The following is a 26,384-nucleotide window of genomic DNA, read 5'->3' as shown; positions in this document are numbered from 1 at the left end:
CCATGCCTGCCGTCGATTCATATAGAATATATGTTAAAAAGTAAAGACCTTCCAAAACAACGCGAATGCAGTGGTTCATGCTGCTTAGGCCACACCCCATGCTGAAACAATCTCCATGATCAAGATTTCCAAGCTTGTTCGTCGCATACTCGACGACAACCAAGGGCGCGATGTCACCGTACTTCGCAAGATTTACGAAATCGGCTATTTGTATATCGCACGCGGCTTCGGCCCCGGCTATTACTTCGATGCCGGACTAAGTCGCCGCAACGCCACGATGAGCTTCAAGAAGGGGTTCTACGGCCACAAGTTGTACGAGAAGCGCGTGTCTGAATTGAACGACCCGCGTTACAACAAGTTGCCGCAAAATAAACTGCCCGAAGCGGCGTTGTTCAAATTGCTGGGTATTCCCGCACCGCGCACCTTCGGGCACTTGTGTGCAAAAAAGGGCCTGGACTTGCACGGCCTGCCATTGCGCACAGGAGCCGATCTCGAACGGTTGCTGATGAACGAGCCGGTGGACCGCTTTTGTGCCAAGGAAACTGAAGGCTGGAATGGCCGCGGCTTCGTCGCCGCAGACGTCGTGCGCGAGGGTGGCAAGCCGACGCTGCGTTTGCTCGGGTCGGGTGAAATGATCAGCTGCGACGTATTCGTCGAGCGTTATGCCCAGTATGCGCCGCATGGCAACCGCATCCTGCAGGAATTCATCGAGCAGCACCCCGTCATGCATGCTCTTAATCCATCGAGTGTTAATACGATCCGCATGATGGTGTACCAGCCGGAGAAGGGCGACGCCCACGCTTTCGGCGCCTTTGCCCGTATCGGACGCGCCGGCACGCTTGTCGATAACGTCGGTGCCGGCGGCATGTGGACGGTAGCCAACCTCGATACCGGACGCCTGGGGCCGGGCCGGCGGCCACAGGTCGACATCGATTACGTGGTGCATCCAGACCACGCTGCCCGCATCGAGGGCGTCATGGTGCCGTTCTGGAACGAGGCAAAGGAAGTTGCCTGCCGCACGCTGGCAGCCTTTCCGCATACCCGCTACCTCGGCGTCGATGTGGCATTTACTGCGCAAGGGCCCGTCATCATCGAAGTCAACAATAAACCCGACTACATCGATTTTGCCATCCTCGAAATCCCGTCGCAAGTTGCGCTCAATGGTTGACCCCGATGCGCGACCAGCCCGTTCCTGACCTCGCAACGCGGCTCGCCACGGGGCTGGGTACGCTCTTTGGACGCCTGCCGGACCTGCCAGGTCTTGCCGAGCGTGTCGCCGCTTTCGTGGCATGCATTGAGGTAACGCCTGGGCGTGCTGGCTTCAAGTACATCGCACCTGAAGCGCAGGCCGTACATGCGGGCATACTCCGCGAGGCCGGCGAGCAGGGCGCCCGTATTTTCTTGCTGGCCTGCCTGTTGTCGGCTGTCCGTTCCACATTGCGCAGCGGCCGCGCCGACCTGCTTCCTGCACGCGTGCGCGCACACCAGTTCAGGCAGTTCGAACGCATCGCTGCGCATGACGATAGCGTTTTGCAATATTGCAGGCTCGAGGCCGACGTGTTCCTGAAGGAGCTGGGCCTGGCCACCTTGCGCCTGTATGCAGGGGCATCGAGCGTCATCGATCCGCATTCCGGCGTCGGCCGCTCACTTTTGTGGAAGGCGGGGTTGCGCAAGCTTCCCGGGCGCCTGCTTTTTTTCGTGCGCGCCGGCGGCTTTCGGCCCTATTTTGAAGTCCATGTACACAAACTTTATCTCGACGAATTCAACGAGGCGGGGCGAAACGAGTGCTACCGCTGCTGTGCGGATTTGTACAGCCTTTACCCCGATGTGCTGGGCATGATTGGCGGTAGCTGGTTTTATGACCCGGCGGTAGAAGCCATCAGCCCGCACTTGGCTTATCTGCGCAAGGTGCCAGAATCGGGTGGCGCGCGCGTGCTATACGTCTCCCATGACACCCAGGCCGTTGGAAACGCCACGGCAACCTCGGAAAAGCGGCGCGCGCTGCATGCCGCCGGCCGGTATCGGCCAGCATCGTGGACGCTGGTATGGATCAGGCGCGACCAGATAGCCTGGTCGCACAGGTCCGATGTGTTAGATAGGAATTAAGATGAATATGAAACAAACGGTTCTGCGCGCGGCCAGGATGGCCGGCGTGTTTGCGCTGATGCGCGTGCTAACGCGTAAGTATCCGCGGATCCTGTGCTATCACGGTGGCAGCCTTGGCGACGAGCGCCTGTACAACCCGAAATTGTTTTGCACACCCGGGCAGTTGCGCGAACGTTTGAAGTGGTTGCGCAAGAAAGGCTTTGTGCCGGTTACGCTCGACCAGGTAGCCGATGGCACGGCCGCGGCGGTGCGCGGTATTCCCGTCGCTGTCACGCTCGACGATGGCTGGTATTCGTCCTGGCATGACCTGCTCCCGCTGTTGGCAGACTTTGGCCACCGGCCCGCCCTGTACCTGCATACGGAAGCCTACAAGGCTGGCGCTCCGATCATCGCAGTCGCGCTGCGCTACCTGTTGTGGAAGGCCGGACCGAAGGCGGTGCTGGTGCAGGGCATTGATCCTGCCGTGGATGGCCCGTGCAACCTGGCCGACGCCGCCCAGCGGCGGCGCCTGTGCGGCGCAGCCGAGACATGGCTGGCAGGCCAACCGCATGCCGGACGGGCGTCCTGTCTCGAACGCCTCGGAATTGCGCTCGGCGTCACGCCGGCGCAGCTCGACCTGGCGTCGCGACGTTTCAGCTATATGACCACCGACGAGCTGCACGCCGCCGCAGTCCGGGGATGCAGTATCGAACTGCACGGCCACGTGCACGAATACATGCCGGGACAGGACGCGCGCAACCGCGCCAACATCGAGCAATGCCGGGAAGTCATCGAAGCTGCGGGCTTGCCGAGTCCCACCCATTACTGTTATCCGAGTGGTGCCTTCGACGCCGGCGCACCCGCCGTCATGCAGGCGGCCGGTGTCTCCACCGCCACCACCTGCGTGCCCGGACTGGTCAACTTGCGCGGCCGCAATACGCGATTTTTCCTGCCGCGTTTCCTCGACGGCGGCGATGTTGCGATGATCGAATTCGAAGCAGAGATGAGCGGGGTGCTCCAGTTGCTGCGCACGCTGACGCGGCGCGCGAACCTGACGGCGCACGCGTTGCAGCCCTCGCCCACCTGATGCACAGCCCGGCATGCCGCGGGTGCGCACGATTGTTGCATTTGTTGACACGCTCAATGGCTTGGTCTACTCTGCCTTGGATAACATTTCCCAGAATCAAAGCAAGGCGCGCTGCGCCGGATCGGGCCTTCGGTGAATTCGTAGCAATGCGGCCGACCCGCGCTTTGCCCCGCCGTTATGGTGTGCTCCATCCTGTGGCGTCCTGCCACCGATTCGAATCGCAACAAAGGTAGTCAGTAGAGATGTCCCAGAGTAAGAACATGAGCATTACCGGCGGTGCCATCATCATGGTCGCCATGCGCTGGATCGACCGCATCGTCGGTGTTGTCAGTACCTTCATCCTTGCCCGCATCCTCATTCCCGACGATTTCGGTATTGTTGCCATGGCCTCGGTAGTTGTAGCGTTTGCCGATGTCATCTTCGACCTTGGCATCAACGTTGCCATCATCCAACGCAAGAACCCCAGCCAAGCCTTCTACAACACGGCATGGACCTTGCGCATCCTGCAGGTTGCCGCCGTAGCGACCGTCCTGATGATCCTGGCGCCCTTCGCCGCTGACTATTACCGTGATCCGCGCGTCATGCCTGTTGTGCAGTTGATGGCTTTGTCGATGATGATCGCGTCGTACGAGAACGTCGGCGTTATTACCTTCCAGAAAGAGCTTCGTTTTGCGGAAGACGCGAAATTCATGCTGTTCAAGCGTCTCGTCAGCTTTTTTACCACAATCGCCCTCACCCTCATCCTGCAGAGCTACTGGGGCATGGTGATCGGGGCGCTGTGCTCGCGCCTGTTCAGCACCCTGCGCAGCTACATGGTGCACCCTATGCGCCCGAAATTCTCGCTGGCAGAAATCGGGTCCATCTTTTCGGTCTCGCAATGGGTGCTGGTTAAGAATATCAGTGGCTACCTGGACCGCAACTTGCACATCTTCCTTGTCGGCGGCGTAGCCAAAACCGGCATCACCGGCGGCTATACGCTGGCTAACGAGATTTCTAACGTTCCCGGCAACGATTTGCTTGCGCCGATCAACCGTGTATTGTTTCCCGCTTTTGCGCGTGTCAAGGACGACTTGGCCGAGCTGACGCGGTTGCTGGTAAGGGCCCAGGCGGTACAGGTGATGATTACTTTTCCTACCTGCATCGGCTTCGTCCTGACGGCGCACGAACTGGTGCCCGTGGCGCTTGGCGCGAAGTGGACATTCATCGTCCCTTTCGTCCAGATTCTTGCCCTCTCGAACATCATCCAGGCAATTAACAGCAGTGCCAACTATGTGCTGACCGTGATCGGGAAAATGCGCCTGCTGGCCGTAACCAGCTGGGTCCAAATCATTTTGTTCGGTGTCGGCCTGTTATTGCTGCAAAGTGAGCTGTTGCCCGAACGCATCGCCGCAGTACGCATGGCTGCAATCGTGTTGACCTTTGGCGTGTCGTACTGGTTGGTAATGCGCAATATTCCCGGGCTGACAGTCGCGATGCTGGCGCGAGGAACCGGGCGTCCAGCACTTGGATGCTTGGCAATGGTCCTCGCTCTGTTGCTGCTGCAATCGGAAGTAACTGCACCGGACTGGCTGATGCTGGTCATGAAAGTCGTCACCGGCGCCATCGTTTATTGCGTCGTCGTATTGGGGCTATGGCGGCTCGCCGGTTCTCCCGACGGCGCCGAAGCCTTTTTCCTCAATAAGATCAAACGGACAACGCCGCCGGCTGTTGCCATACCGAGCGAGACTAAATGAAGATCGACCTGGACCTGATGTCGCGGCAGTTTGCCGACGTCGAGTTTTTCGTAGCCTGCATATTTCCCCAAAGCGTAGCTGAATTCACGGGCGCGCCCGCCAGTCTAGCGCTCATCAGTACGCCCCAGTTCTGGGCCGTAAGCTCGCGTGCTCCGGCGAGCAGCCGCGCCCTGGTACACGAACATGGCGACGTCCAGCTGGTCTTTCGCGGTTACGAGGCCGAGCTGGGTGTGCACTCATATTCTGACGATGCTGCTCTTGAGAAAATCAAGGCGCCCGAAGCCCTGAAGAACGGTGCGTTTGCCTGTATACGACACGATTCGCAGCTAGGCCAGGCAGTCGTCCGGAGCGATGCGTTCGGTTTCGGACCGATGTATTATCGCCAGATGGATGGGGCATGGTTCTTCGCGTCTCATCCGGTCCTCATCCATCTCGCCGATGACGAGCCAGACCTGGTTTCCTGGGTCACCATGATGCAAAATGGCTTTCCGATGGCCGACCGGAGCTTCTTTAGTAACATTGCGCGCTTCAAGTCGGGAACGCAGATGACAATCCGGCGCGACGGCGCTGATGTCGCTCAGTGGTACGACTTCGCCCATTTGCCGCCTGGAGAGGACAAGATCGAGGACGATGATTTCCGCATTGTCGAAGACGCTTATATGTCGGCGATGGAGCGCTGCCTGAAGCTTGATGTAGGCGGTGTTACTCTGCCATTTTCCAGCGGCTTCGACTCGCGTCGCTTCTTTGGTACGCTGGTCCGGAAGAAGGTCCCGTTCAAGGCCGTGACATGCCAGACCTTCCATCACAAAAATGGCCACGACTACGATATTGACTCGTTCTATGCGCCGAAGATCGCAGGCGCCTTCGGCATTGACTGCGAGCTGGTCCAGGCAGTCCCGCCTGCCGAGATGGAGACCGATGCGGTGCGTCGCCAGGCCCTGATCGGAACCGAGAGTTTCATGCATGGCTGGGCGCTGCCTTTTATGCGCTGGCTGGCGAAGCGGCCGCCGTCGCTGATTTTCGATGGCCTCGCAGGCGACACCTTTGGAAACTCGGGTTTCGAGATCGACGGCTTGCATGAGACGCCGTCCAAGGACTACCAATTGGTACTCAACCGTGCCACGCAGCCGTTTGCCTTGCGCCAGTTATCGTCGTTGTTTCCCTCTGTCGATGCCCTGCGCGAGCGTTACCGTGGCTACCTCGATCAGTTTGCGCCGAATTTGAACCAGGCCGAGATGGCTTTCCTGCAATCGCGTACGCGGCGCTGTATCAGTCCATGGATCACGATGATGCACCCTCCCGGCCACGTCGTCGTTTTTCCGTACTGCGACCTCGAGTTTGCCTTGGCGACGCTGAGATACCACCCTGCCGAAAAGTACAAATATTTCTTCCAGAAAGAATGCCTGCGGCGCTTCTACCCTGAGTTTTACGATTTCCATGGCTCACGTAATTTGCCGGCGGATCACGCCCCGCTTGACGAACAAACGAGCCTTGAGCGTGCCCGTGCGGAGGAGCGCTACGCATACGGGGAATCGGCAGGCGTACTTGCCGCGTTAAAGTACTTGAACTGGAAAAACAAGCTGCTGTTGCTGGCCTCGCGTCTGTTGCCGGCGCTTCGCCGCCGCCGCGACTGGCTGTTCCGGCCGCTACTGTTGCTGGTGCGCACGGGACGCGAGGCGCCCATCTTTATCGACGCCGGGTCGGCTGCGCAGCGCTCGCACCGCACGGGCGGAACCCTGTTCAACGAAGTACAACCCGCCAAAAAGGTGACAGCATGAAAACAGTCGGACTGATGATCAGCACGAAGGAAAACGAGAAGCGCCGGGCCATGCTGCCCAAGCATATCGCACGCATCCGCAACCGCGACAAGCTGTACTTCGAGGCTGGCTACGGCGAGTCCTTCGGCCACAAGGACGAGGAGTACATTGCCGCCGGCGCCAACATCGTCTCGCGCGAGGAAGCACTGGCGCAAGACGTGATCGTCGACCCGAAGATTGGCGATGCCACGTACTTGTCCGAGCTGCGCAGCGGCCAGACGGTGTTCGGCTGGGTCCACGCGGTGCAGAACCGCTCGATCACCGACAAGATCGTGGAGAAGCAAATTACCGCGATCGCCTGGGAAGACATGTACGAGGGCGGGCGCCACGTCTTCTGGCGCAGTAACGAACTGGCCGGTGAAGCGGCGATCATGCATGCGTTCACCCTGTACGGCAAGCTGGTCTACGAGTGCAATGTGGCACTGATCGGGCGCGGCAATGTCGCGCGCGGCGCGCACCGCGTCCTCTCGTGCATGGGTGCGCACATTAACGTCTATGAACGCAGGACCGAGAAGCTGTTGCGGCAGGAACTGTCGCAGTACGACGTGGTGGTCAATGGTTTGCTGTGGGACGTGTACCGCAAGGACCACATCGTCTACCGCGAGGACCTGTCGCAACTGAAAAATCCGGCAATGATCGTCGACATCAGTTGCGATCGTGCCGGCGCCATCGAGACCAGCCGCCCGACCACGATCGAGGACCCGGTCTATATGGTGGACGGTGTGCTGCACTACGCGGTCGACCATACGCCGGCGCTGATCGGCTACTCGGTGACCGCCTGCCTGGGCGAAGAGATGGTGAAATACCTCGACATCATTATCGAAGGCCGCGCGGAAAACGATCCGGTACTCAAGCCGGCGATCTGTATCCACGATGGGAAGATCGTCGACCAGCGCATCAACGACTTCCAGCAGCGCCAGAAGTAAGGACGGGCGGACCCAAAAAAACGGCATGCGAACCAATGGTTCGCACGCCGTTTTTTTCTCGGCGCCCGATGGCGCCCGCTTACTTGCTGACGACGCTGTCGAACACTGCCGCCAGCTGACGCGCACGGTGCGCGCGCGAGGAGCGTTCCACCAGTTCGAGCGGCGCTACATGGGCGTTGCCGGCGCGCAGGTGGCCGAGAAAGCGCTCGAGGGCGGCCGCGATCTCGCCGGCATCGTCGATGAAGGCGACGTCCCCGAAGCCGGCTGCGCCCAGCACGCGCGCCGTCTCTCCTTGAAGGTCGACCAGGCCGAAGATCGGTTTGCGCGCCCGGAAGTACTCGTATACCTTGGCCGGAATCTGATTATTGAAGGGCGTGCCTTGGAACAGCAGCAGGCCATCGGCACACGCCATTTCAGTCAGTGCTTCGCGGTAGGGAACGGGCGCAGCGGCCGCTGCAATGTCGGCCACGCCGTATTTGTCGATCAGGGCGGACACTGCGGGGATATTCCCGGGCGCGCGCAGGACGATGCGCAGGCTGCCGGGCGCGATCACGCCAGCCGCTTTCAGGCGCGCAAGCGCTTCGAGGAAGGCTGACGGGTCGCGTCCGGTGTCGTACAGCAGGCCGCTGTGCACGAGTACCAGTGGACGGTCGGGCGCTGCTGCTGGTGCTGTGCCGGCTGGTACCGGGCCGAAAGCATCCTCTTCGTAGCCGTTCTCGATCACGACGAACTTGTCCGCCCTGATGTCCGGGAAGCGTTCGCGATAGGAATCCATCGCGCCCTGGGTCGTAAACACCGCTTTCTGGCAGCGGCGGATGGTCTGCTGCTCGATCCAGGCATACATGCGGCGCTGTCCCTTGTGGGTAGGATAGGCCGGCTGCAGCATTGGGTCGCGGAAATCGGCAACCCAGGGCAGACCGGTGAGGCGGTGCAGGGCCAGTCCGATCAGGTGCGCGGTGGCGATCGGGAAGGTCGACCAGATCAGGCGTGGACGCTGGGCACGGATCATCGACAGGCCGGCGGGTATGGCGCCCAGGCTCCAGGTGATCCAGCGGTCGGGCAGGGCGCTTGCATTCAGGTAGCGGCCGCGCCAGCCCAGATGGCGCTTGGCGTCGAGCGCGAACGCGCGGCGCACCGTCAGGTTCGCGGGGATGCTGGCCAGCTGCGAGGGATTCTGGGCTTCGTAGACGTTTGCTTTAGCTGTCAGTACCATCGGTTCCCAGCCACTGGCAGGGAGGTGACGCGAAAAACTCAGGCTGCGCTGGATGCCGCTGCTACCTGACTGTGGGGGGAAATGAAATGCGATCAATAACGCACGGTTGTGCATGTTGCTATCCTTGTTGCTCATCGTGGTTGCCGGTTGCCGAGCGCCATCCAGCTCAGGAGGCGCAGGCCGAAGCGAAAGGGCGTGCGGTCCCAGGGACGGCTGCGCGGCAGCTGGAACCGGTCCTGGTCGCCCGTGATCGCACCGACTGCGGTTGTGAAGGCGGCGAAAAAGCCCGCCTGGCGCACCATTTCGACATGGCGCGCATCGTAGTCCTGTCCGACCTTGCCGTTCGGGTAGGCGAACAGGCGCACCGGCTTGCCGATCAGGGCCTCGAGCTGGCGCTTGCCGGTCACGATCTCGGCACGTGCGCTCTCGTCGTCGAGGCTGGTAAGGATGGGGTGCGAAATCGTGTGCGCGCCGATTTCCACGCCATTGCGCTCGAGTGCGACGAGCATCTCGGGCGTGAGCATCAGGGCGTCGTGGTGCATCCCGCTCATGCGGTCGAGGCATTTGACCAAGCTGTCGCGTTCAAGCGGCGGCAGGTATTTGCCGGCCTCGGTCAGGCGCTGCGCGGTCTGTTTGCGCTCTTCCAGCGAGCCCAGGGAATAGCTTCCCAGGCCGACGTCGGTCAGGTCGAGGGTGCCCGCCGGCAGCGACTGCACCGCATGGATGATGCGGTCGTTCCACATATTGCCGGCGTTGCTGCCGATAAAGCCGCTGGTGACGAAGACCGTCGCCGGCAGCTTGAACTTGCGCAGGATCGGCAGCGCCAGGTCGTGCACCGAACGGTAGCCGTCGTCGAAGGTGATGCAGACGGTGCGCGGAGGCAGGCGGCCTTCGTCGAGCGCGCGCAACGCGTCGTGCAGCGGCATGACGTTGAAGCAGTCGGCGAGCAGCGCCATCTGCCAGTGGAAGGCGGCGACGTCGGGTTCGGTGTCGAGCAGCGGATCGGGACGCGCCAGCACGCGGTGGTAGTTCACGACCGCCAGGCTGTGCTGGCGCGAGAGCCCGATGGCGCTGCCGGTCGCACGCAGTAACAGCGCGCCGAGCCAGTTATGTCGTTTGGGTCGGTTCATTGGAGCGGCGGCAATCTCGGCAACTGCGACGCCGCCTCCCCCTGCGCGTCCAGCGCGGCCGGGGGGCAGGGGAGCGCAGGGTGGAGGAAGCATGCAGTGTATGGATTCATCGAATTGGTGGGCTAGCGATCATGGGTGCGGGTAACGGTGCCGACCCGCTGACCCGCTGCACGGGCAGACGTGCCCGGGCAGGCTGGAAATGGGGCCGGGAAAACGCGTTGGCGGTTCGGGAAACCTCAGCCTCCGACGGCATGCCGTCCTGCCAGACGGCGGCCCGGGACATCGCGAACACAATAGTCATTGCCTATGATACACAGAACCTTGAGCAGGTGGGCATACTCCAGGGTCTTCTGTTCGGAAACGGGCCACCGGTCTCATTCATGCAGCCAGTCTGTGCGCTGCCATCGCACCGGGCGCCACGCCGGCTTGCGGCGTGACAGCGGCAAGGAGTCGCGTTTCCAGCACCACGACCAGTCCGAACAGTGCGAACAGCAGGTCGAAATACGCCAGGCTGAGTGCGGCGCCCCCGACTGCGAACGCGAAAATACTCAACTGCACCATGGTCGCTGCCAGCGGCAACCAGTCCGGCGCACCGGCCTTGCGCGCCTTGCGCGCGACCTTGCCGGCCTTGATGAAAGCGAGCACCAGGAAGCTCAGATACAAGGCCAGGCCAACGAAGCCATGGTCGCCCAGTACCTGGAAATAGACGCTGTGCGCGGCGCGCGCAACCTGGGTGTTGGGCAATGAGGTGCCCGTATGGAACCAAGGATAATCGAAAAAGTTTCTCGTCAAGTCGGACCAGACCGGGAAGTACTCGAGCGACTTGAAACCCCCGCCGAAGAAGGGGTTCTGCATCGCCATGATGAAGCTCAACTTCCAGGCGACCACCCGGCCCATGAATGAACTATCCTCGCCTGCGGCTGTGATCGTGTCGATACGCGCGGCGTAATCCTCGGAGATATAGAACGACGCACCGATGCCGAAGGCAATGATGAGCACCGAAAGAAGCATCTTGCGGTCGCTCTTGAGGTACATATAACCACCCAGTGCGAGCAACGCGACCAGGCCACCGCGTGACTGGGTGCCGATGACCCCAAGGCCCAGCAAGGCCATCGTGCCCAGCAGTGCCAGATTAAGCATGCGAGACTGCTTCCCGTATTCGGTCCACAGGTAGTAGCAGAGCGGCAGGGTCATCACGAAAGCCAGCGACAATTCATTACGGTCGCCCAGCACGTGCCCGTCGAGACCGACAATCCTGTGACCACCGCCACTGGCGATGAACTTCAGTGTTTCCAGGTCGGCGTAAAAGCCGACCGACAGCACGACGCACCACAGCATGAAATCGAAGTGCAGCTTGTTCTTGACGACCAGCACGACGAAGACGAACAGCGCCACGACCTTTGCAAAACGGTTCCAGATCATCCAGGAAACCTCCTGATTCCCGATAGAGGTCGCGGTACTGCCCACGGTCCACAGGAAGAAGGCAAGTACCAATATACCAAGTCCGGTGAGCCGTACCGTCGGCTTGTCCTTCCACGCCAGATAGCCGATGATGGCCACGGCCGCGAACAGGAGGTTGTACCTCGGTATGCTGGCAATGCCATAGACCCAGGCATTTGGAAAGAACAGCGCCGTCCAAAGGCACATGCCGACCGCGATGAAGGGGCGCTGCACCATCGCATACAGCATGACCGGCAGCAGTGTAAGCATGACAAGGTCACGCATCGTTCTGTTTCCCCTCGCGCTCAGCCTTGTCCTTGCGCTTTTCCTGCTTCAGCGCCCACAGGCACAAGTAGGTGACCGCAAGCAGGTCAAGTGCCCACAATAATGATTCCATAGCATCCGTCCATTTCCATCATGTTAAGCAAGCGACCGTTTTGGAACGGGCGGCCAGCACGCGATCGAACAGGCGGATCTGGCCCGCGGTCGTATCGTCCCAGCTGAAGCGTTCGGCATAACGGCGCGTTGCGCCGCGGTCGGGGTAATGCGCGCGCAGGGCATTGACCGCGTCGGCAACGCCCTGGTAACTGCGTTCCTGCATCAGAACGCCCGCTTCGGGCGCCGCCACCACTTCGGGCGTGCCGTAGACGCGGCTGGCCACGACCGGTGTGCCGCAAGCCATCGCCTCGAGCAGCACGTTGGCCCAGCCTTCGCGGCTCGACGACAGCACCAGCGCGTCGGCCGCGCCATAATGGCCGCGCAGCTGCGCCTGCGGCACCGCCCCGAGGAAGGTAACACGGTCGCTGACCTTCAGCTCATGTGCCAGGGTTTCCAGTTTTATCCGGTCCGGGCCGTCGCCGGCCAGCACCAGGCGCACGCCCGGCAACAAGGTCAGCGCGCCGATGATCAGGTCTTGCGCCTTGACCGGCACCAGGTGGCCGACCGCGAGCAAGGTGAACATGGCGTTCGGCGACCGCTCTGTCGGGCGGAACAGTTCGAGGTCGACGCCGTTACGGAGCGACACCACGCGCTCGGCGTCGATCCCCAGCGCCACCACTTCGTCGCGCAGCGCGTTGCAGACCGTGATCACGGCGTCGGCGCGTTTCGCCGCCCACGTGATCATCCGGCGCGGCAGCGGGTACTGCGGGAACAAGGTGATGTCCGAGCCGCGTGCCGTGATCACCAGCGGCTTATTAAAATAGCGCCCCAGCATGGCGGCAGCCACGCCGTCGGGATAAAAATAGTGGGCATCGATCAGGTCGAAGTCGTAGCCTTCGTCGATCATGCGCGCAATGCGCGGCTTCGCCGCCTGCGCCAGCAAGGCCGGCGCCAGGTTCATGCCCACTTTCGGGACCACCAGGTAACGCGGGTGCGAGACCTGGATCCCGTGGCGCATCTCTTCGCGCGGCGCTTTCGCAAAGCGCGCGTAGTTGCCGAAGCGCGGATTGGTCGACGGGAACCAGGGAGTCGGCGCCACCACGCGCGCCTCGACCTGACCGCTCGCGACCAGGTGGCGCAAGCGCGTTTCGACAAAAATACCGTGACCCGGTTTCTCGCTGTTCGGAAACAGGGTACTGAACGTCAGGATCTTCATGCAGCCTTCAGTCCCGTCAAGCGGCCATAGATGTTCTTGTAGCGCGCCACGCTGACCGGCCAGTTGCGCTCGGTTTCCACGTATGCGCGCCCGGCCCGGCGCAGTGCCGGCCAGGTCGACTGGGCGTCGAGCAAATCGCCGACCTTGACCGCCAGCGCGGCCGGGTCGTCCGGTGCGAACAGGATGCCGGTCTTGCCGTCGACGATCAGCTCGCGGTGCCCGCCCACGCTCGAGGCGGCCAGGATGCGGCCTTGCGCCATCGCTTCCAGCGGTTTCAAAGGCGTGACGAGGTCGGTCAGGCGCATCGACAGGCGCGGGTAGACCAGCACGTCGAGCAGGTCGTAGTATTTTGCCACCTGGTCGTGCGGCACGCGGCCGGTGAACACGACCTTGTCGGCGATGTTCAGGTCCTTTGCCAGCTGGCGCAGCTGGGCATCCTGCGGACCGCCGCCGACCAGCAGCACGCGCAGGTCGGGTGAGCGTGCCGTCAGGGCCGGCACCGCGCGCAGCAGGATGTCCAGGCCTTCATAGGCATAGAACGAACCGATAAAACCGATCAGGCGATGGCCATGCAGGCCAAGCTGGCGTTTTAGAATCTGGTCGGCTTCGCCGCCGACGGCGAACTTGTCGATGTCGACCGCGTTCGGGATCACCGTGACCTTGGCTGCCGGGATGCCCCGCTCGACGATGTCGCGGCGCAGGCCTTCGCAGATCGTGGTCACCGCATCGGCGCGTTTTAACGCATAGGTTTCCAGGCCGCGCGTCAGCTTATAACGCAGGCCGTTCTCGCTGCTGGTGCCGTGGTCGACCGCGGCGTCTTCCCAGAAGGCGCGCACCTCGTACACGACCGGGATGCCGAACTTGCGCCCGGCGCGCAGGGCGGCGATCGCGTTCAGGCAGGGCGAGTGGGCGTGCAGCACGTCCGGTTTAATCTGCGGGATGATTTCCAAGAGCCGCTTTTCCAGGCCCTGGATCACTTCGAGCTGGTTCAAGATCGGCAGCTTCGCCAGCGCGCCGTTTGATTTCGCGGTGCGGTAGAAATGCAGGCCGTCGGCCGTTTCTTCGGTCGCGTTGTTGCCGCCCGCGTGCTTGGAACCGGTCACATGAAAAGTTTCCCAGCCGAGCGCGCGCTGCTCGCGCAGGATCGAAGCGGTGCGGAAAGTGTAGCCGCTGTGCAGCGGGATCGAATGGTCGAGGACGTGAAGGACACGCATAATTTCTTGAAACTCCGTTAGGCGGCGGTGGCGATCAGGGAACCGCTCGCGCTGGTGGCGCCATCGGCGCCGTTTTTACGCAGGAAGGCTTCGAACATCAGCACCGCCCACAGCGCGGTGCTGTGGTCCTTGGTGCCGGCGAGGTGCTCGTCGACCATCTGCTTCAGGAAAGCGGGATTGAAGATGCCGGTGTCGAGCAGCATCGGGTTGAGCACCGCTGCCGTCATCGACTCGCGCAGCGGGCCGCGCAGCCACGAGGCCAGCGGAATCGAGAAGCCCATCTTCTTGCGGTACAAAATGTCGTCCGACAGGTAAGGCTGCAATGCCTTTTTAAAAATGTGCTTGCCTTCTCCGTTACGCAGCTTACTGGACGACGGCAGGCCCGAGACCCATTCGACGAACTTGTGGTCCAGCAGCGGCACGCGCACCTCGAGTGCGTGCGCCATGCTGGCGCGGTCGACCTTGGTCAAAATGTCGCCTGGCAGGTAAGTCTTCATGTCGACGTACTGGATGATCGAGAGCGGATCGTCGGTCGGCGCGTTGGCGGCGTGGCCGCGCATGACCTCGACCGCGCGGTAGCCCTGCAGCTGGCTGCGAAAGCTTGTCGAAAACAATTGGTCGCGCACCCGGTCGACCAGGATCGACACGCCGTGAAAATAACCGTCGGTCAGGTCGCGCGCCAGCGCCTCGAAGGTGGTCTTGGCACGGAAGATGCGCGGCGCCCAGTCGGCCTTCGGGTAGGCTTTACCCAGGAAGCCGAACACGGGTTTGCGCAGCGCCAGCGGCAGCATCGAGCGCACCTGCTCTTCGCCCATCGCCATGCGGTGGCGGCGGTAGCCGGCAAAGTTCTCGTCGCCGCCGTCGCCCGACAGGGCGACCGTCACGCGTTTACGGGCCAGTTCGCAGACGCGGTAGGTCGGAATGGCCGAGCTGTCGGCATACGGCTCGTCGTACAGGCCGGCGAGCAGGTCGACCAGGCCGTAGTCGTCCTTGTCGACGGTTTCGCACTGGTGGTTCGTCTTGTACTGCTCGGCCACCTGGCGCGCATAGGTCGATTCGTCGAAAGCCGGGTCGTTGAAGGCGATCGAGCAGGTGTTCACCGGACCTTTGTTCAGGCCGGCCATCATCGCCACGATCGCGCTCGAGTCGACGCCGCCGGACAGGAAGGCGCCCAGCGGCACCTCCGCTTCCAGCTGGCTCTCGACCGCTTCGCGCAAGCGTACGATCAGCTCTTCTTCCATCTGCTTTTCCGCCATCGGCGCGTGCGGCGCGAAGGGCACGTCCCACCAGCGTTTCGGTTTCACGTTGCGCGCACCGGCGCCGACCTTCAGGGTCAGCGAGTAGCCTGGTTCGAGCTTGAAGGCGTCCTTGAAGATGGTGCGCGGCTCCGGCACGTAGCCGTAGGCGAAATATTCCTCGACGGCGCGCGGTTCGATCACGCGCGGCAGTTCCGGAAAGGACAGCAGGGATTTGAGTTCCGAGCCGAACACGAAGGTGCCGTCCGGCAGGAAGGCATAGTGCAGCGGCTTGATGCCGAGGTGATCGCGCGCCACGAAAAAGGTTTGCTTGTTGCGGTCCCAAATGGCGAATGCAAACATGCCGCGCAGGTGCTTGACGCAGTCCTCGCCCCATTCTTCCCAGGCGTGGACGATGGTCTCGGTATCGGACCTGGTGGCGAATTTGTAGCCGAGGGCGGTCAGCTCTTTCGTCAGTTCGCGAAAGTTGTAGATCTCGCCGTTGAACACGGTGACGACCGACCGGTCTTCGTTGAACAGCGGCTGCTGGCCAGCGGCCAGGTCGATGATCGACAGGCGGCGGTGGCCGAAGCCGACGCCCGGTTCGAGGTACACGTCGCCCTCGACGGGGCCGCGGTGGAACTGGGTCTGGTTCATCCGGACGAGGGCGGCGCGGTCGAACTGGGCGACGCCGCGCGGGTCAAAAATGCCTACGATTCCGCACATGGTTGGGTGATTTCTTTAAAAGTTGTCTTGGAGTTGCAGAGCTGGCCGTACAGGGCCGTATAGGCGCCGACCATGGCTGCAACGCTGTAATGGCGTTCGATCCGTTCGCGCGCCGCGGCGCCGTGTGCCGCCAGGCGCGCCGGGTCGTCCACATAGCGGGCCAGGGCATCGGCCAGCGCCTGCGGGTCGCGCGCCGGAGCCAGGGCGCCATTCACGCCGTCCTGCACCACTTCCGGGATGCCGCCGACCGCGGTGGCGACCACCGGCCGCCCGCAGGCCATGGCCTCGAGCAGGGTGACCGGCGTGCCCTCGGCAATCGAGGACAGGGCGAACACGTCTAAGCTGCGCATCAGTTGCGGGATATCGTTGCGCGCACCCGGGAACCACACCAGGTCAGCCACGCCCGCATCTTGCGCTTTCCGGGCCAGCCGCTCGCGCAGCGGGCCGTCGCCGACGATCGCCAGGCGCAGGTCGCCCCGCGCCGCGCCGCGCCCTGCGCACAGCAGGGCAAAGGCCTCGATCAGCGTGGCCTGGTCTTTGACATCCTGCAGGCGGCCGACGGTGCCGATCACGAACGGTCGGGCCGCGCCAGGCGTTTCGACACCGTCCGCCCAGGGCATGCTTGCCGCCGGCAGGTGCGGCGCATAGCGTACCGTATCGACGCCGTTCATGATCAGTTCCAGCTTCGCGGCCGGGATCCCGACCACCTCCTTCAGCCAACCCGCCAGGTCGTGCGAGACCGGTACATAGCGGTCGATCCACGGTACCAGGCTGCGGCGCAGGAAATTGTGCTTGCGGTTCAGGCCGTGCGGGTCGCCGGCGTCGCGCCCGTGTTCGGCGTGGATGCGCACCGGCACGCCGGCGGCCCAGGCCGGGACGGCATACTCGGCGCAGGCGAAATTATACGTGTGCAGGATCGCCGGCCGCAGCCGGCGCAGCAGTTTGAACAGTTTTACGTGAATGCCCAGGCCCAGGCCCGGCTGCTTGTGCAGCGCATACAGTTCCACGCCGGGCCGCGTGATCTTGTCGGCAAACGCCGTGTAGTCGGTCAGGCAGACGACCGCATGGCGGTAGCGCTCGGGCGGCATGTGGTTGATGCAGTCGACCAGCAGGGTTTCCAGCCCGCCGAAGTCGAGCCGGTAGATCAGGTGCACGACCAGCGGGGGTTGCGCTGGCCGGTTCTTCGTGACAGCCATGATTTAGTGTTCCCGTGCTGCCTCGAGCGTTGCCTGCAGCGGTGCCAGGTTCGCGTCCAGGAAAGCGCGCAGCGTGGCGCGCGCGGTGTCGGCCTGCTCGCCGACCGGCGTCGCGACCATCAGGGCGGCGCCGTCGTCGCCGTGCAGCATCAGCTTGGCTTTGGCCTGGCGCAGTTTGCCGAGGTAGTCGTTGGCGACGAATTGGCCGTCGACCCAGGTCCAGTGCCAGACCAGGTAATTGCCGTCCGGGCCCTTGACGCGGGTTTCGCGCAGCGCCAGCTTCTGGCCGCGGATCTCCTCGAGACGGCCGTTTGACCCGATCTGCAAGAAGGCCTCCTTGCGGTTGTCGACGCGGTTGACGGAGGTGATCAGGCGCTTGTTCGGTCCCTGGTTGCGGTAGTACAGCAGGTTCAGGTGGACCGGCGCGCCGGCGGCCGTGTACAGGCCCTTGAGCGTCGCATCGGGGGTCTGGAATTCCGGGCTCCAGGCCGGCAGGCCGGCAGGGCTCGACGCCAGGCGCGCTCCGTCGAGCTGCACGCGCGCCGGATTGTAGGCCGCCTTGTCGCTGAGCGCGCCCAGGGCTGGCCAGAGTGCGCCCACCAGCACCGTCGCGATGGCCACGCCGATGATCGATTTCGCAGGCAGCGCAACTGCCGCCTGGGCGGCGCCAGCGTTTGCCGGGACCGCTTCTTCCTGGCGCCAGTAGCTGCCGATCCAGAACATGATGAACATGACCAGGCCGAAGAACAACCAGCCGTAGATCAGGTGGTCGACGCCGGTGGCCAGTTCCATGCCGCTCATGTGGCCGATCATGACGATCATGTAGGCGCGCAGTCCATTGGCAATGATCGGCACGACGATCGACAGGCCGATGAACAGGACGCGCCGCGTGGTCGAGCGGTAGCTCAGGTAAGCGTACAGGGAGCCGAGCGTGATCGACGAGATCAGGTAGCGCACGCCGCTGCAGGCTTCGACCACCGACCAGTTGCCGGTCGGGAGCTCGAACAAGGTGCCGTTGCGCAGTACCGGGATGCCGGTGGCGCGCACCGCGGCGACGGTGAAGTCGGCGGTGAAGTTAATCAGGGGTTGTACGAAGACTTCGCCGAACGGCACCGCGAACAGCAGGAACAGGAGCGGAAAGGCGAGGGCGCCGGCCAGGCGCCGGCCGAGCACGGCCGCAGCGGCGACCGGGACCATGAAGACAAAGGCGTACTGCATCACGACCTGCACTTCGCCGGCACGCGCGAGCAGCCAGGCGCCGCCGCACAGGGCCAGCACGGGCAGCGCCGGCCAGTAGGGCGCGGCCGGGATGCGCGAGAAGACTTCGCGCCGGCGCCAGATCAGCCACAGGCTGATCGGCACGATGGCGTAACCGTGGGCGAAGGTTTCGGAGCTGTTCCACACCGCCACCATCGAGGCGGCGGTGCCCCAGTACAGTACCAGCAGGGCCAGGAAGACGGCGACGATGACGGCGATCTTCGGCACCGACAGGCGGCCAGAGGCAGCGCCGGCCAGGGCCGGGTTCTCGTTCATCAGCATTCGAACCTCGTTTCGATCTGGGACAGGTGGGCTGGCCAGCTGTAGTGGCGCTCGACGCTGGTGCGCGCGGCCCGGCCCATGTTCGGGTGCGCAGAACGCAGCAGCTCGATCAGGCTGTCGGCGTAGTCGGCCGGCGCGTCGACCACCAGCAGTTCGTGGCCGTTGACGGCATCGATGCCCTCGAACGCCTGGGGCGACGCGACCACCGGACGGGCCATCGCCATCGCCTCGAGCACCTTGTTCTGGATGCCGCGCGCGATGCGCAGCGGGGCCACCGCGGCGACGCAGTGGGCGAGATACGGGCGCACGTCGGGCACGGTGCCGGTCACGACAATGGCGTCGCTTGCCATCGCCAGCACCTCGGTCGCCGGGCGCGAGCCGACAATGTAGAAACGTGCGCCCGGCACGGCGGCGCGTACGCGCTCAAGCACGTGTTCGGCGAACCATTTGACGGCGTCGATATTCGGCCAGTAGTCCATCGCACCGGTGAACACGAGCGACTGCTCGCCAGCGGCGAACGGGTTGTCATAGTCACGCGCCGGGCTGAAATACTCCGTGTCGACGCCATTGCTGAAATGACCGATCTTGGCGCGGCTTTCCGGCGCCAGGGTGCGAAACAGTTCGGCCTCGGGCGCGGAGACGAACAGCGACGCGTCGAATTCGTTGGCGACTTTTCTCTCGTAGGCCAGCAGGCTGCGCGCTTCATGGCGGTACACCCAGCTCATCGGCCACTTCTTTTTCTCGGCGTACTGGCGCCATTTGTCGGAGTCGACATCGCAGAAGTCGATCACGCGGCGCGCCGCCGGAAAATCGTCCGCATACTGTGCCATGACCGACGAGAACATCATCACGCGCGCAATGCCGCGTTCGCGCATCGTACGCGCGACCCAGCGCTTCATGTCGGCATCGCGATAGTATTCCAGCGACAGCGATTTGCCCGTCGCCAGCGCCTTGGCGCTGCGAATCTTTCCCTTGAGCGGATCGAGCTTCACGAAATGGCTGCTGGCGCACATCGCCTCGACAGCCGGCACGTGCTGCCAGTCGTCGGCGTCGTCCACAAAAGTAGCCAGGTGCACCCGGTACTTCGTCGCCAGGTGTTTCAGCAGGTTGTACGAGCGGATCTTGTCGCCCTTGTTCGGCGGGTAAGGGATGCGGTGCACCAGCAGCAGCAGGTCCTGCCTGGCCGCCTCGACGGCCTCGGCTTGCACTGCGGCCGCCTTGCGCTGCAACGCGCCCTCGATGATCGAATTCATGGCTTGCTCAGGAAGATGCGGTCCATCCGGTCCCACGCGAAATCGCGGGCGAGGGCGGCAATGCGTCCTTCCATGCGCTCGATGTTGATGTAGTGGCGAAAGCGCGACTTGGCGTCCAGGCCTGCGGGACGCGGCTGGCCCGGATCGAGTTCCCATGGGTGGAAGTAGAACAGCGCCGGCTCGTTGTCCGATTCGTTCACGCGTTTCACCATCCAGCGCGACAGCGCGTACGGCAGCAAACGGAAATAGCCGCCGCCGCCGGCTGGCAGTTTACGATTGCCCAGCATGGCGGTCGTGATCGGCACTTCCAGCAGGCCGTCCGGCCCGTTCGGATAAAAGGCGAAGCGCGGCGCGTCGGGCATGCCGTAATGGTCGTGGGCGATCGGGTAGATGCTCGAGCTGTAGCGGTAGCCGGCTTCGGCCAACGCTTCCAGAGCCCACAGGTTGCCTTCTCCGATCGAGAAACTCGGCGCGCGGTAGCCGATCACCTGCTGGCCGCAGATGTCTTCCAGCAGCGCTTTGCTTGACCTGATGTCGTTGTCGAATTCGGCACGGTTCTGGTCGGAGGCGCGCTGGTGGCCATAGCCGTGGCTGGCCAGTTCATGGCCGGCCGCGACGATGCGGCGCACCATCTGCGGATAGCGTTCGGCGATCCAGCCGAGCGTGAAGAAGGTGCCTTTGACGTCGTGGCGCTCGAACAGCGCCAGGATGCGCTCGATGTTGGCCTCGACGCGGCATTCGCGCGTCGGCCAGCTGTCGCGGCTGATGTAGGGAGCGAATGCCGAGACCTGGAAATAGTCCTCGACGTCGCAGGTCATCGCGTTGCGAATGCGCTCGCCCGGCTGGCGCTGCGGCCGGGCGGCGGGAGTTTGCATCTTCATTCGGAGGTATCCACGTGTTGGTTAACGGGCACGCCGTTTTGCGGCGTGGCGACGATTTTTTTCAGGATCGACAGCACCGAGACGACCGATTTCTCGAGCCGCATCATGCGCTCGTCGAGCACTTCGATGCTGTCGCGGCGATCAGCGACGCTGCCCATGCCGTCGGCCATCGATTCGCCGTCGATGGTGCGGATGGTCGGCGTGCCCAGGACCTCGGGCTGCTGGAATTCTTCGCTGATGTCGCTGATGACGGTCTGGATATGCGCTTCGGTAAAGTGATGCAGCTCTTCCAGGTAGCCCATCAGCAGCACGCGGTCGAGCAAGGTGTTGGTCTTGCGCGGGATGCCGCCGGTATGGGCGAAGATCGCCTCGTGGGCTGCGTCATCGAAGCCGGGATCGCCCTTCCAGCCGACCGTGTGCAGGCGGTGCTCGATGTAGGCGCGCGTTTCCGGCGCATCCATCGGGCCCAGGTGGTAGCTGGCGATGACGCGTTGACGCAGCTGCTGCATGCCGGGGCTGTGCAGCGTGCTGCGAAATTCCGGCTGTCCCAGCAGGAAGGTCTGCAGCAGCGACTTGTCGTCGGTCTGGAAGTTTGACAGCATGCGCAGCTCTTCGACCGTCTTCGGGTTCAGGTTCTGCGCTTCGTCGATGACGAGCAGGGCGCGTTTGCCCTGGCGGTCGACGTCGTGCAGGAACTGCTCGAGACGGGTCAGGAGGTCGGTCTTGCTGGCGCCCTCGTAGGGCAGCCCGAAGCCCGAGACCACCATGCGCAGCGTGTCGTCCGGGTCGAGGTGGGTATTGACGATGTGGGCGGCCACGATCTGGTTTGACGCGAGCTTGTTGAACAGGTTGCGCACCAGCGTCGTCTTGCCGGCCCCGACTTCGCCGGTAACGACGATGAAGCCTTCACCTTGCGACAGGCCATATTCGAGATAGGCCATGGCGCGCTTGTGGCCCTTGCTGCCGAAGAAGAAGTGCGGGTCGGGACGCAGCTGGAAAGGCTTGGCTGTAAATCCATAATACGGTTCGTACATCGTGTCACTCCGCTTAAAGCTGGGCCGAAAGGGTGGCGCTGATTGCGTTTTCTGTGTATCCCGCGCCGAACAGGCCACGGTCGCCGCGCGCGCGGCGCAACTCGACGTTACCGAGCAGCTTGCGGCTGAAGCGGCGCGTCATGGCCAGTCGCAGGCTTTGCTGGTCCGTTTCGAAGCTGGTGGTCAGGGAACGGTTGCGCGTCGCCGTCAGTGTCGCAGTGGCGCTGGTGAGCGCATTGATGCGGTAGCTGTGGGCGGCGCTGGCGCCAAACTGGCGCACGTTGTTGTTCAGTGCGAACAGTTCGCTGCCCAGCAGACCGGCATCGGCTTCGCCCGTCGACAGCGCCAGGCGTTCGTTGACGAAGGCCGAGATCAAGGTGCTGTGGGCGCGCTTGTTGAAGGCGAACGAGGCCAGCGCCTGCTTCTGGCGGAAGAAGCGGTTGGTCAGGTAATTCACGTTCTGCGTCGTGCTCAGCGGCAGGCCGCTGGCGAGCAGATAGTCTTGCACCGCCTGGCGCCGCGCGAACGGATCGGCGATCGTCGGGGAGAACAGCGCGTCGATCACCGTTGCCGTGTCGATCGTCAGCGCCTGCGCAAACTCCTGCCGCGAATTCGTCACCCCATCGGAGTAACTCAGGCGCCAGACCGTGTGGCGGCTGCGATGCGAGGCCAGCAGGGAGCCGGTGTTGCCAAGGAAATGGCGGCCGACCGACATATCGACGGCGGTGCGCGCGGACGGAGCCCAGGCGAAGCCGGCCGACCAACTGGCCCCGGCCGTGCGGCCGCCCAGCGCCTGGTAATCGTAGCTGTCGTAGCCGCCCGTGGCGGTCAGTTTCAGCGTACGGTGCACTGAGTAGTTGAGGCCAAGCAGCGCGTTTTCCGAGGTGGTGTCTCCGAACCGGTCGGTCTGCAGATCCTGGCGCGCATAGCGCAGGTTCCAGCCGACGTCGCGCCACGCGCGTCCGCTGCCCAGGGTGAACAGGGCGCTGTCGGTGCTGCTGTTGCCGAAACGCATATCGTCGGCATTGACCTGTTCGTGGGTATAGCGTAGCGACGCGACGGCAAAGTTGCCGAAGCGCCGGGTCAGATATGGGCTGATGCTCCAGCTGGCAACGTCGGTGCTGTTCTCGTCGGCGAAACGGTTGCCGCTGTCCTGGCGCAGGCCGAAGGCGGACAGGCTACGCCTACCACCTTGCGCACTCGCATCGACATACAGAAGCTCGTCGATGACCTTGACGCGGCCGCTGGCGGAATACTGGCTGTTGTTGCTGCGCGTGCCGACCGGCTCGCCACTGGCGTACTTGTAGAACGAGGCGCTCGCCCGGGCGCTCAGCTGCACGCGCGAATTCCGGCCGTAGGCCGCAATGCCCGGCGTCGCTTCGGTGACCCAGTCACTGCGCTTGTTGGCATCGCTTTGCAGGCCGACGTTATCGGTATAGGTCTGGCCCAGCGTCAGCGAGGGCGTGACTTTCCACTGCGCCTGGGCCGGCAGCGCCAGCATCAGCGCGGCGGCCAGCGGCGCCAGTTGCGGCACACGTGCAGCGATGCGTTTAGCCGTAGTGATAGTCATACGTCTCTTCGATCCCCGGGATGTCCCGCGCCTTGTTATAGATGAGATTGACGTTGCTGCAGCCCTCGAGCTGGCGCAGCGCTTCCTTGACCGCGTGCTGGGTCGTGGCCTGGGCCTCGACGACCATCACGATCTGGCCCATGTGGCTGGCCAGCACGCGCGATTCGCTCGTCAGCAGGAGGGGCGGCGAATCGAAAATGATGACGCGGTCCGGATAGCGGCTGGCGATCTCGTTGACCAGGCTGCTCATCGTCGAACTGGCCAGCAGTTCGGTGGCGCGCGGCGTGCTGGTGCCGGCAGGCAGGATGCTCAGCGTGTCGACATTCGTGCGCAGCATCACGTCCGACAGGTCGAGCTTGTCGTCGACCAGGATGTCCATCAGGCCGCGCTGGGCCGGCAGGCCGAGCGTGCGCAACACCGATGGACGGGCAACGTCGGCGTCGACCAGCAGCACCGTGTGGTCGAGTTCCATCGCGATGCTCATCGCCAGGTTGATCGCGGTATAGGTCTTGCCTTCGCCCGGTAGCGAGCTGGTGATCATGATCAGGTTGTTCGGGCGACCTGGCGAGCCCTCGCTGAAGGCTTGCTTGAGCAGCGGGCGCTTGATGACGCGGAAATCTTCCAGCAGGCTGGTGCGGCCGCTGGCGGCGGTGACCATGCCGGCGTCGCGCATGCGCACCAAATCGAGATCGACCTTGGGCACGCCTGGTTTTGGCGCCGTCTTGCGTGGCGTAGCAACGCCCGGCGCAGCGACGCGCGTCGCGGCGGGGCGAGGTGCTTCGGCGCGGTGTGCTTCGACGCGGGGAGTAGCCACCGCCGGCGTAGCGACGTGGGGCGCTTCGACACGTGCAACCGGGGCGGCGGCCTGCGCCTGCGGTTCCAGGACGATCTTCTGCCCGTCGTGCTCGACGACGACCGGGGCCGGGGCCGCTTCGCGGGCCTGGTCAATGCGGCTGGCCGCTTTTTCGATAATGCTCACATTCGCTCCTAATATTGGTCCGTTACGGCTTCAGGTGCTTCAGGCGCTGGCGCGCACCAGCATGACGGCCACGCCGATGACATACGCACCGACCAGCACCAGCACCGCGGCGGCGACACCGAGCAGGCGGCGCTTGCGCAGCACTTTCTGGCTGTCGGTCCAGTGCATGTTGATCGATCCCAGTACCGGATAACCGGTCGCCTCACGCAGCGTGGAGTGGCTGAGGAAAGTCGGGCGCACTTGGCTCATCAGGAAGGCGCCGACCAGGCCGGCTGCCAGGGCCAATGCGAACACGCCGGAGAACAGTGCCAGGCGGTTCGGGCCGCTAGGCTGGCTGGCGGCCATCGGCGGCTCGACCACGCGGAAGGTCAGCATGTCGGTGGCCGAGGACAGGTCGCCCGACAGCTTGGCCTGCTCGCGGCGCTCGACCAGCTTCTGGTAATTCTCGCGGTTGATCTCGTAGTCGCGGTTCAGCTGGACCAGCTGGGCCTCGACTTCCGGCGCTGTCGTGCTCTGGCTGCGCAGGGTCGCCACGCGGCTGGTGTATTCATTCACGCGCGCACGCAGCGCCGCGACACGCGATTCGGCATCCGACAGGGTCACGGTCAGTTGCTGCATCATCGGGCTGGCGGCCACGCCCGGATCAGGACGGCCCTTCTTCGCTTCTTCCTTCTTGCGCACCTGCAGCTGCTCGACCAGGCGTTTGGTGGCGATGATGTCCGGGTGTTCCTCGGTGTACTGCAGGCGCAGCGTGTCGAGGTTCTTCTGGGCAGTGGCGATGCGGCTTTCGAGTTCCGGATCGACCATACCGCCGCCGCTTCCCGAGCCGCCACCGCCGGTCATGCGGCGACGAATGGCATTCCGGGACTGCTCGGCTTCGGCGAGCTCGAGGCGCGCCTGGCTCAGCGCGTCGGTGGCGCCGGCGACCCTGCCGCTGAAATCGCCGCTTTGCGGCATCAGACCCATGTTCTTGATCTTGAATTCCTTGAGCTTGTTTTCGCCGGCGGCCAGTTTTTCTTCCGCCAGGCGGATCTGTTCATCGATGAACTGGATGGCTTTGTCGGAATCCTGCTTCTTGCCGCCAAAACTGCCTTCGACGAAGATGGTCAGCAGCGACTGGACCACGTCCTTGCCCAGCTTCGCGTCGGTCGAGGTATAGCTGATGGTATAGATGTCGTCACGCTCGGTGCCGGCAATCTTGATCTTGGCCATCAACTCGTCGGCCATCTTTTCTTTCTCGCGGCTGCTGGTCGCCCTGACGTCGAGGTCGGTATCGCGCATGACGCGCTCGACGTTCGGACGGCTGATCAGGGTCTGGCGCATGAACATCACTTGCTGATCCAGGTTCGGCAGGGTGGTCATGCCGGCCAGCAGCGGTTTCAGGATGCTCTGGGTATCGACGTACACACGGGCCGAAGTCTCGTACGTGTTCGGCAGCCTGAGCACGACTGCCCAGCCGATCAGTGCCACCAGCCAGGCGATGGTCACTGCATGCCAACGGTATTTACCGAGGGCCTTGAGGAAGTTCAGGATTAGGGCTGTTATTTCTGCCATCTCGTCAGTCTCGCCATGAGGGCCCGGCGCGCAGCCAGGCAGGAACAATCACAAAAGAACACGCATCATCGCTTGTAGTATGTGCAATTGCAATTGCGTTGCGGAAAATTGTGGTAATAAACGTGCCGGGTAGGACCCGTTACAACACAAATACTAAATTGCAATGCTAATTCTACCG

At 63.2% G+C, this 26,384-nt stretch carries 20 protein-coding genes; 6 read left to right on the top strand and 14 right to left on the bottom strand.

What is annotated here, in order from left to right; genetic code table 11:
- Window positions 1-115 precede the first annotated feature (115 nt).
- From ACHAC9_RS11960 to ACHAC9_RS11935, 6 genes are all read left to right on the top strand, one after another.
- The gene (locus tag ACHAC9_RS11960) at window positions 116-1,168 is read left to right on the top strand and encodes a sugar-transfer associated ATP-grasp domain-containing protein (protein WP_435760212.1); all 1,053 of its coding nucleotides are present in this window, start codon (window positions 116-118) and stop codon (window positions 1,166-1,168) included.
- Window positions 1,169-1,173: 5 nt separating this feature from the next.
- The gene (locus tag ACHAC9_RS11955) at window positions 1,174-2,106 is read left to right on the top strand and encodes a hypothetical protein (RefSeq protein ID WP_435760211.1); all 933 of its coding nucleotides are present in this window, start codon (window positions 1,174-1,176) and stop codon (window positions 2,104-2,106) included.
- A gap of 1 nt (window position 2,107) precedes the next feature.
- On the top strand, window positions 2,108-3,172 hold the full coding sequence (locus ACHAC9_RS11950) for a polysaccharide deacetylase family protein (protein WP_435760210.1): 1,065 nt from the start codon (window positions 2,108-2,110) through the stop codon (window positions 3,170-3,172).
- Window positions 3,173-3,432: 260 nt separating this feature from the next.
- On the top strand, window positions 3,433-4,905 hold the full coding sequence (locus ACHAC9_RS11945; RefSeq protein ID WP_435760209.1) for a lipopolysaccharide biosynthesis protein: 1,473 nt from the start codon (window positions 3,433-3,435) through the stop codon (window positions 4,903-4,905).
- Window positions 4,902-6,683, top strand: coding sequence for a hypothetical protein (locus ACHAC9_RS11940; protein ID WP_435760208.1), 1,782 nt, complete (start codon window positions 4,902-4,904; stop codon window positions 6,681-6,683). The genes ACHAC9_RS11945 and ACHAC9_RS11940 overlap by 4 nt, the downstream gene beginning before the upstream one ends.
- On the top strand, window positions 6,680-7,648 hold the full coding sequence (locus ACHAC9_RS11935; protein ID WP_435760207.1) for a N(5)-(carboxyethyl)ornithine synthase: 969 nt from the start codon (window positions 6,680-6,682) through the stop codon (window positions 7,646-7,648). Before ACHAC9_RS11940 ends, ACHAC9_RS11935 begins: the two co-directional genes overlap by 4 nt.
- Window positions 7,649-7,727: 79 nt before the next feature.
- Here the strand turns inward: ACHAC9_RS11935 and ACHAC9_RS11930 are convergent, their stop codons facing one another.
- The 14 genes from ACHAC9_RS11930 to ACHAC9_RS11865 all read right to left on the bottom strand — a co-directional run bounded on the left by ACHAC9_RS11930 (window position 7,728) and on the right by ACHAC9_RS11865 (window position 26,206).
- Window positions 7,728-8,996 (bottom strand): glycosyltransferase, encoded by a 1,269-nt coding sequence (locus ACHAC9_RS11930; RefSeq protein WP_435760206.1) that lies wholly within the window; start codon window positions 8,994-8,996, stop codon window positions 7,728-7,730.
- Window positions 8,993-9,991 (bottom strand): polysaccharide deacetylase family protein, encoded by a 999-nt coding sequence (locus ACHAC9_RS11925; RefSeq protein ID WP_435760205.1) that lies wholly within the window; start codon window positions 9,989-9,991, stop codon window positions 8,993-8,995. Before ACHAC9_RS11925 ends, ACHAC9_RS11930 begins: the two co-directional genes overlap by 4 nt.
- Before the next feature lie 378 nt (window positions 9,992-10,369).
- Entirely contained in the window at window positions 10,370-11,716 is a 1,347-nt protein-coding gene (locus tag ACHAC9_RS11920) for a putative O-glycosylation ligase, exosortase A system-associated (RefSeq protein ID WP_435760204.1), read from the bottom strand.
- Window positions 11,717-11,846: 130 nt separating this feature from the next.
- Complete coding sequence (locus tag ACHAC9_RS11915) at window positions 11,847-13,025, bottom strand: glycosyltransferase family 4 protein (RefSeq protein WP_435760203.1); 1,179 nt, start codon at window positions 13,023-13,025, stop codon at window positions 11,847-11,849.
- Window positions 13,022-14,239 (bottom strand): TIGR04063 family PEP-CTERM/XrtA system glycosyltransferase, encoded by a 1,218-nt coding sequence (locus ACHAC9_RS11910; RefSeq protein WP_435760202.1) that lies wholly within the window; start codon window positions 14,237-14,239, stop codon window positions 13,022-13,024. The genes ACHAC9_RS11915 and ACHAC9_RS11910 overlap by 4 nt, the downstream gene beginning before the upstream one ends.
- A gap of 17 nt (window positions 14,240-14,256) precedes the next feature.
- Window positions 14,257-16,200, bottom strand: a complete 1,944-nt coding sequence (locus tag ACHAC9_RS11905) for an XrtA/PEP-CTERM system amidotransferase (RefSeq protein WP_435760201.1) — start codon at window positions 16,198-16,200, stop codon at window positions 14,257-14,259.
- Entirely contained in the window at window positions 16,185-17,396 is a 1,212-nt protein-coding gene (locus ACHAC9_RS11900) for a TIGR03088 family PEP-CTERM/XrtA system glycosyltransferase (protein ID WP_435760199.1), read from the bottom strand. The genes ACHAC9_RS11905 and ACHAC9_RS11900 overlap by 16 nt, the downstream gene beginning before the upstream one ends.
- 3 nt (window positions 17,397-17,399) lie before the next feature.
- Window positions 17,400-18,929, bottom strand: coding sequence for an exosortase A (xrtA, locus tag ACHAC9_RS11895; protein WP_435760198.1), 1,530 nt, complete (start codon window positions 18,927-18,929; stop codon window positions 17,400-17,402).
- Window positions 18,929-20,188: a TIGR03087 family PEP-CTERM/XrtA system glycosyltransferase gene (locus tag ACHAC9_RS11890; protein ID WP_435760197.1), complete on the bottom strand. Its 1,260-nt coding sequence runs from the start codon at window positions 20,186-20,188 to the stop codon at window positions 18,929-18,931. The genes xrtA and ACHAC9_RS11890 overlap by 1 nt, the downstream gene beginning before the upstream one ends.
- Window positions 20,185-21,069, bottom strand: a complete 885-nt coding sequence (locus ACHAC9_RS11885) for an XrtA system polysaccharide deacetylase (RefSeq protein WP_435760196.1) — start codon at window positions 21,067-21,069, stop codon at window positions 20,185-20,187. Before ACHAC9_RS11885 ends, ACHAC9_RS11890 begins: the two co-directional genes overlap by 4 nt.
- Entirely contained in the window at window positions 21,066-22,103 is a 1,038-nt protein-coding gene (locus tag ACHAC9_RS11880) for an XrtA/PEP-CTERM system-associated ATPase (protein ID WP_435760195.1), read from the bottom strand. Before ACHAC9_RS11880 ends, ACHAC9_RS11885 begins: the two co-directional genes overlap by 4 nt.
- Before the next feature lie 13 nt (window positions 22,104-22,116).
- Entirely contained in the window at window positions 22,117-23,673 is a 1,557-nt protein-coding gene (locus tag ACHAC9_RS11875; RefSeq protein WP_435760194.1) for a TIGR03016 family PEP-CTERM system-associated outer membrane protein, read from the bottom strand.
- Window positions 23,654-24,652, bottom strand: coding sequence for an XrtA-associated tyrosine autokinase (locus tag ACHAC9_RS11870; protein WP_435760193.1), 999 nt, complete (start codon window positions 24,650-24,652; stop codon window positions 23,654-23,656). Before ACHAC9_RS11870 ends, ACHAC9_RS11875 begins: the two co-directional genes overlap by 20 nt.
- Before the next feature lie 39 nt (window positions 24,653-24,691).
- A complete protein-coding gene (locus tag ACHAC9_RS11865) occupies window positions 24,692-26,206 on the bottom strand; it encodes an XrtA system polysaccharide chain length determinant (RefSeq protein WP_435760192.1) in 1,515 nt (504 codons plus the stop codon).
- Window positions 26,207-26,384 lie beyond the last annotated feature (178 nt).

This window comes from Massilia sp. CMS3.1 (assembly GCF_051262535.1).
GTDB lineage: Bacteria > Pseudomonadota > Gammaproteobacteria > Burkholderiales > Burkholderiaceae_D > Telluria.
Note: the sequence above shows the minus strand (reverse complement) of the source record. Positions and strands in the feature narration are given on the sequence as shown.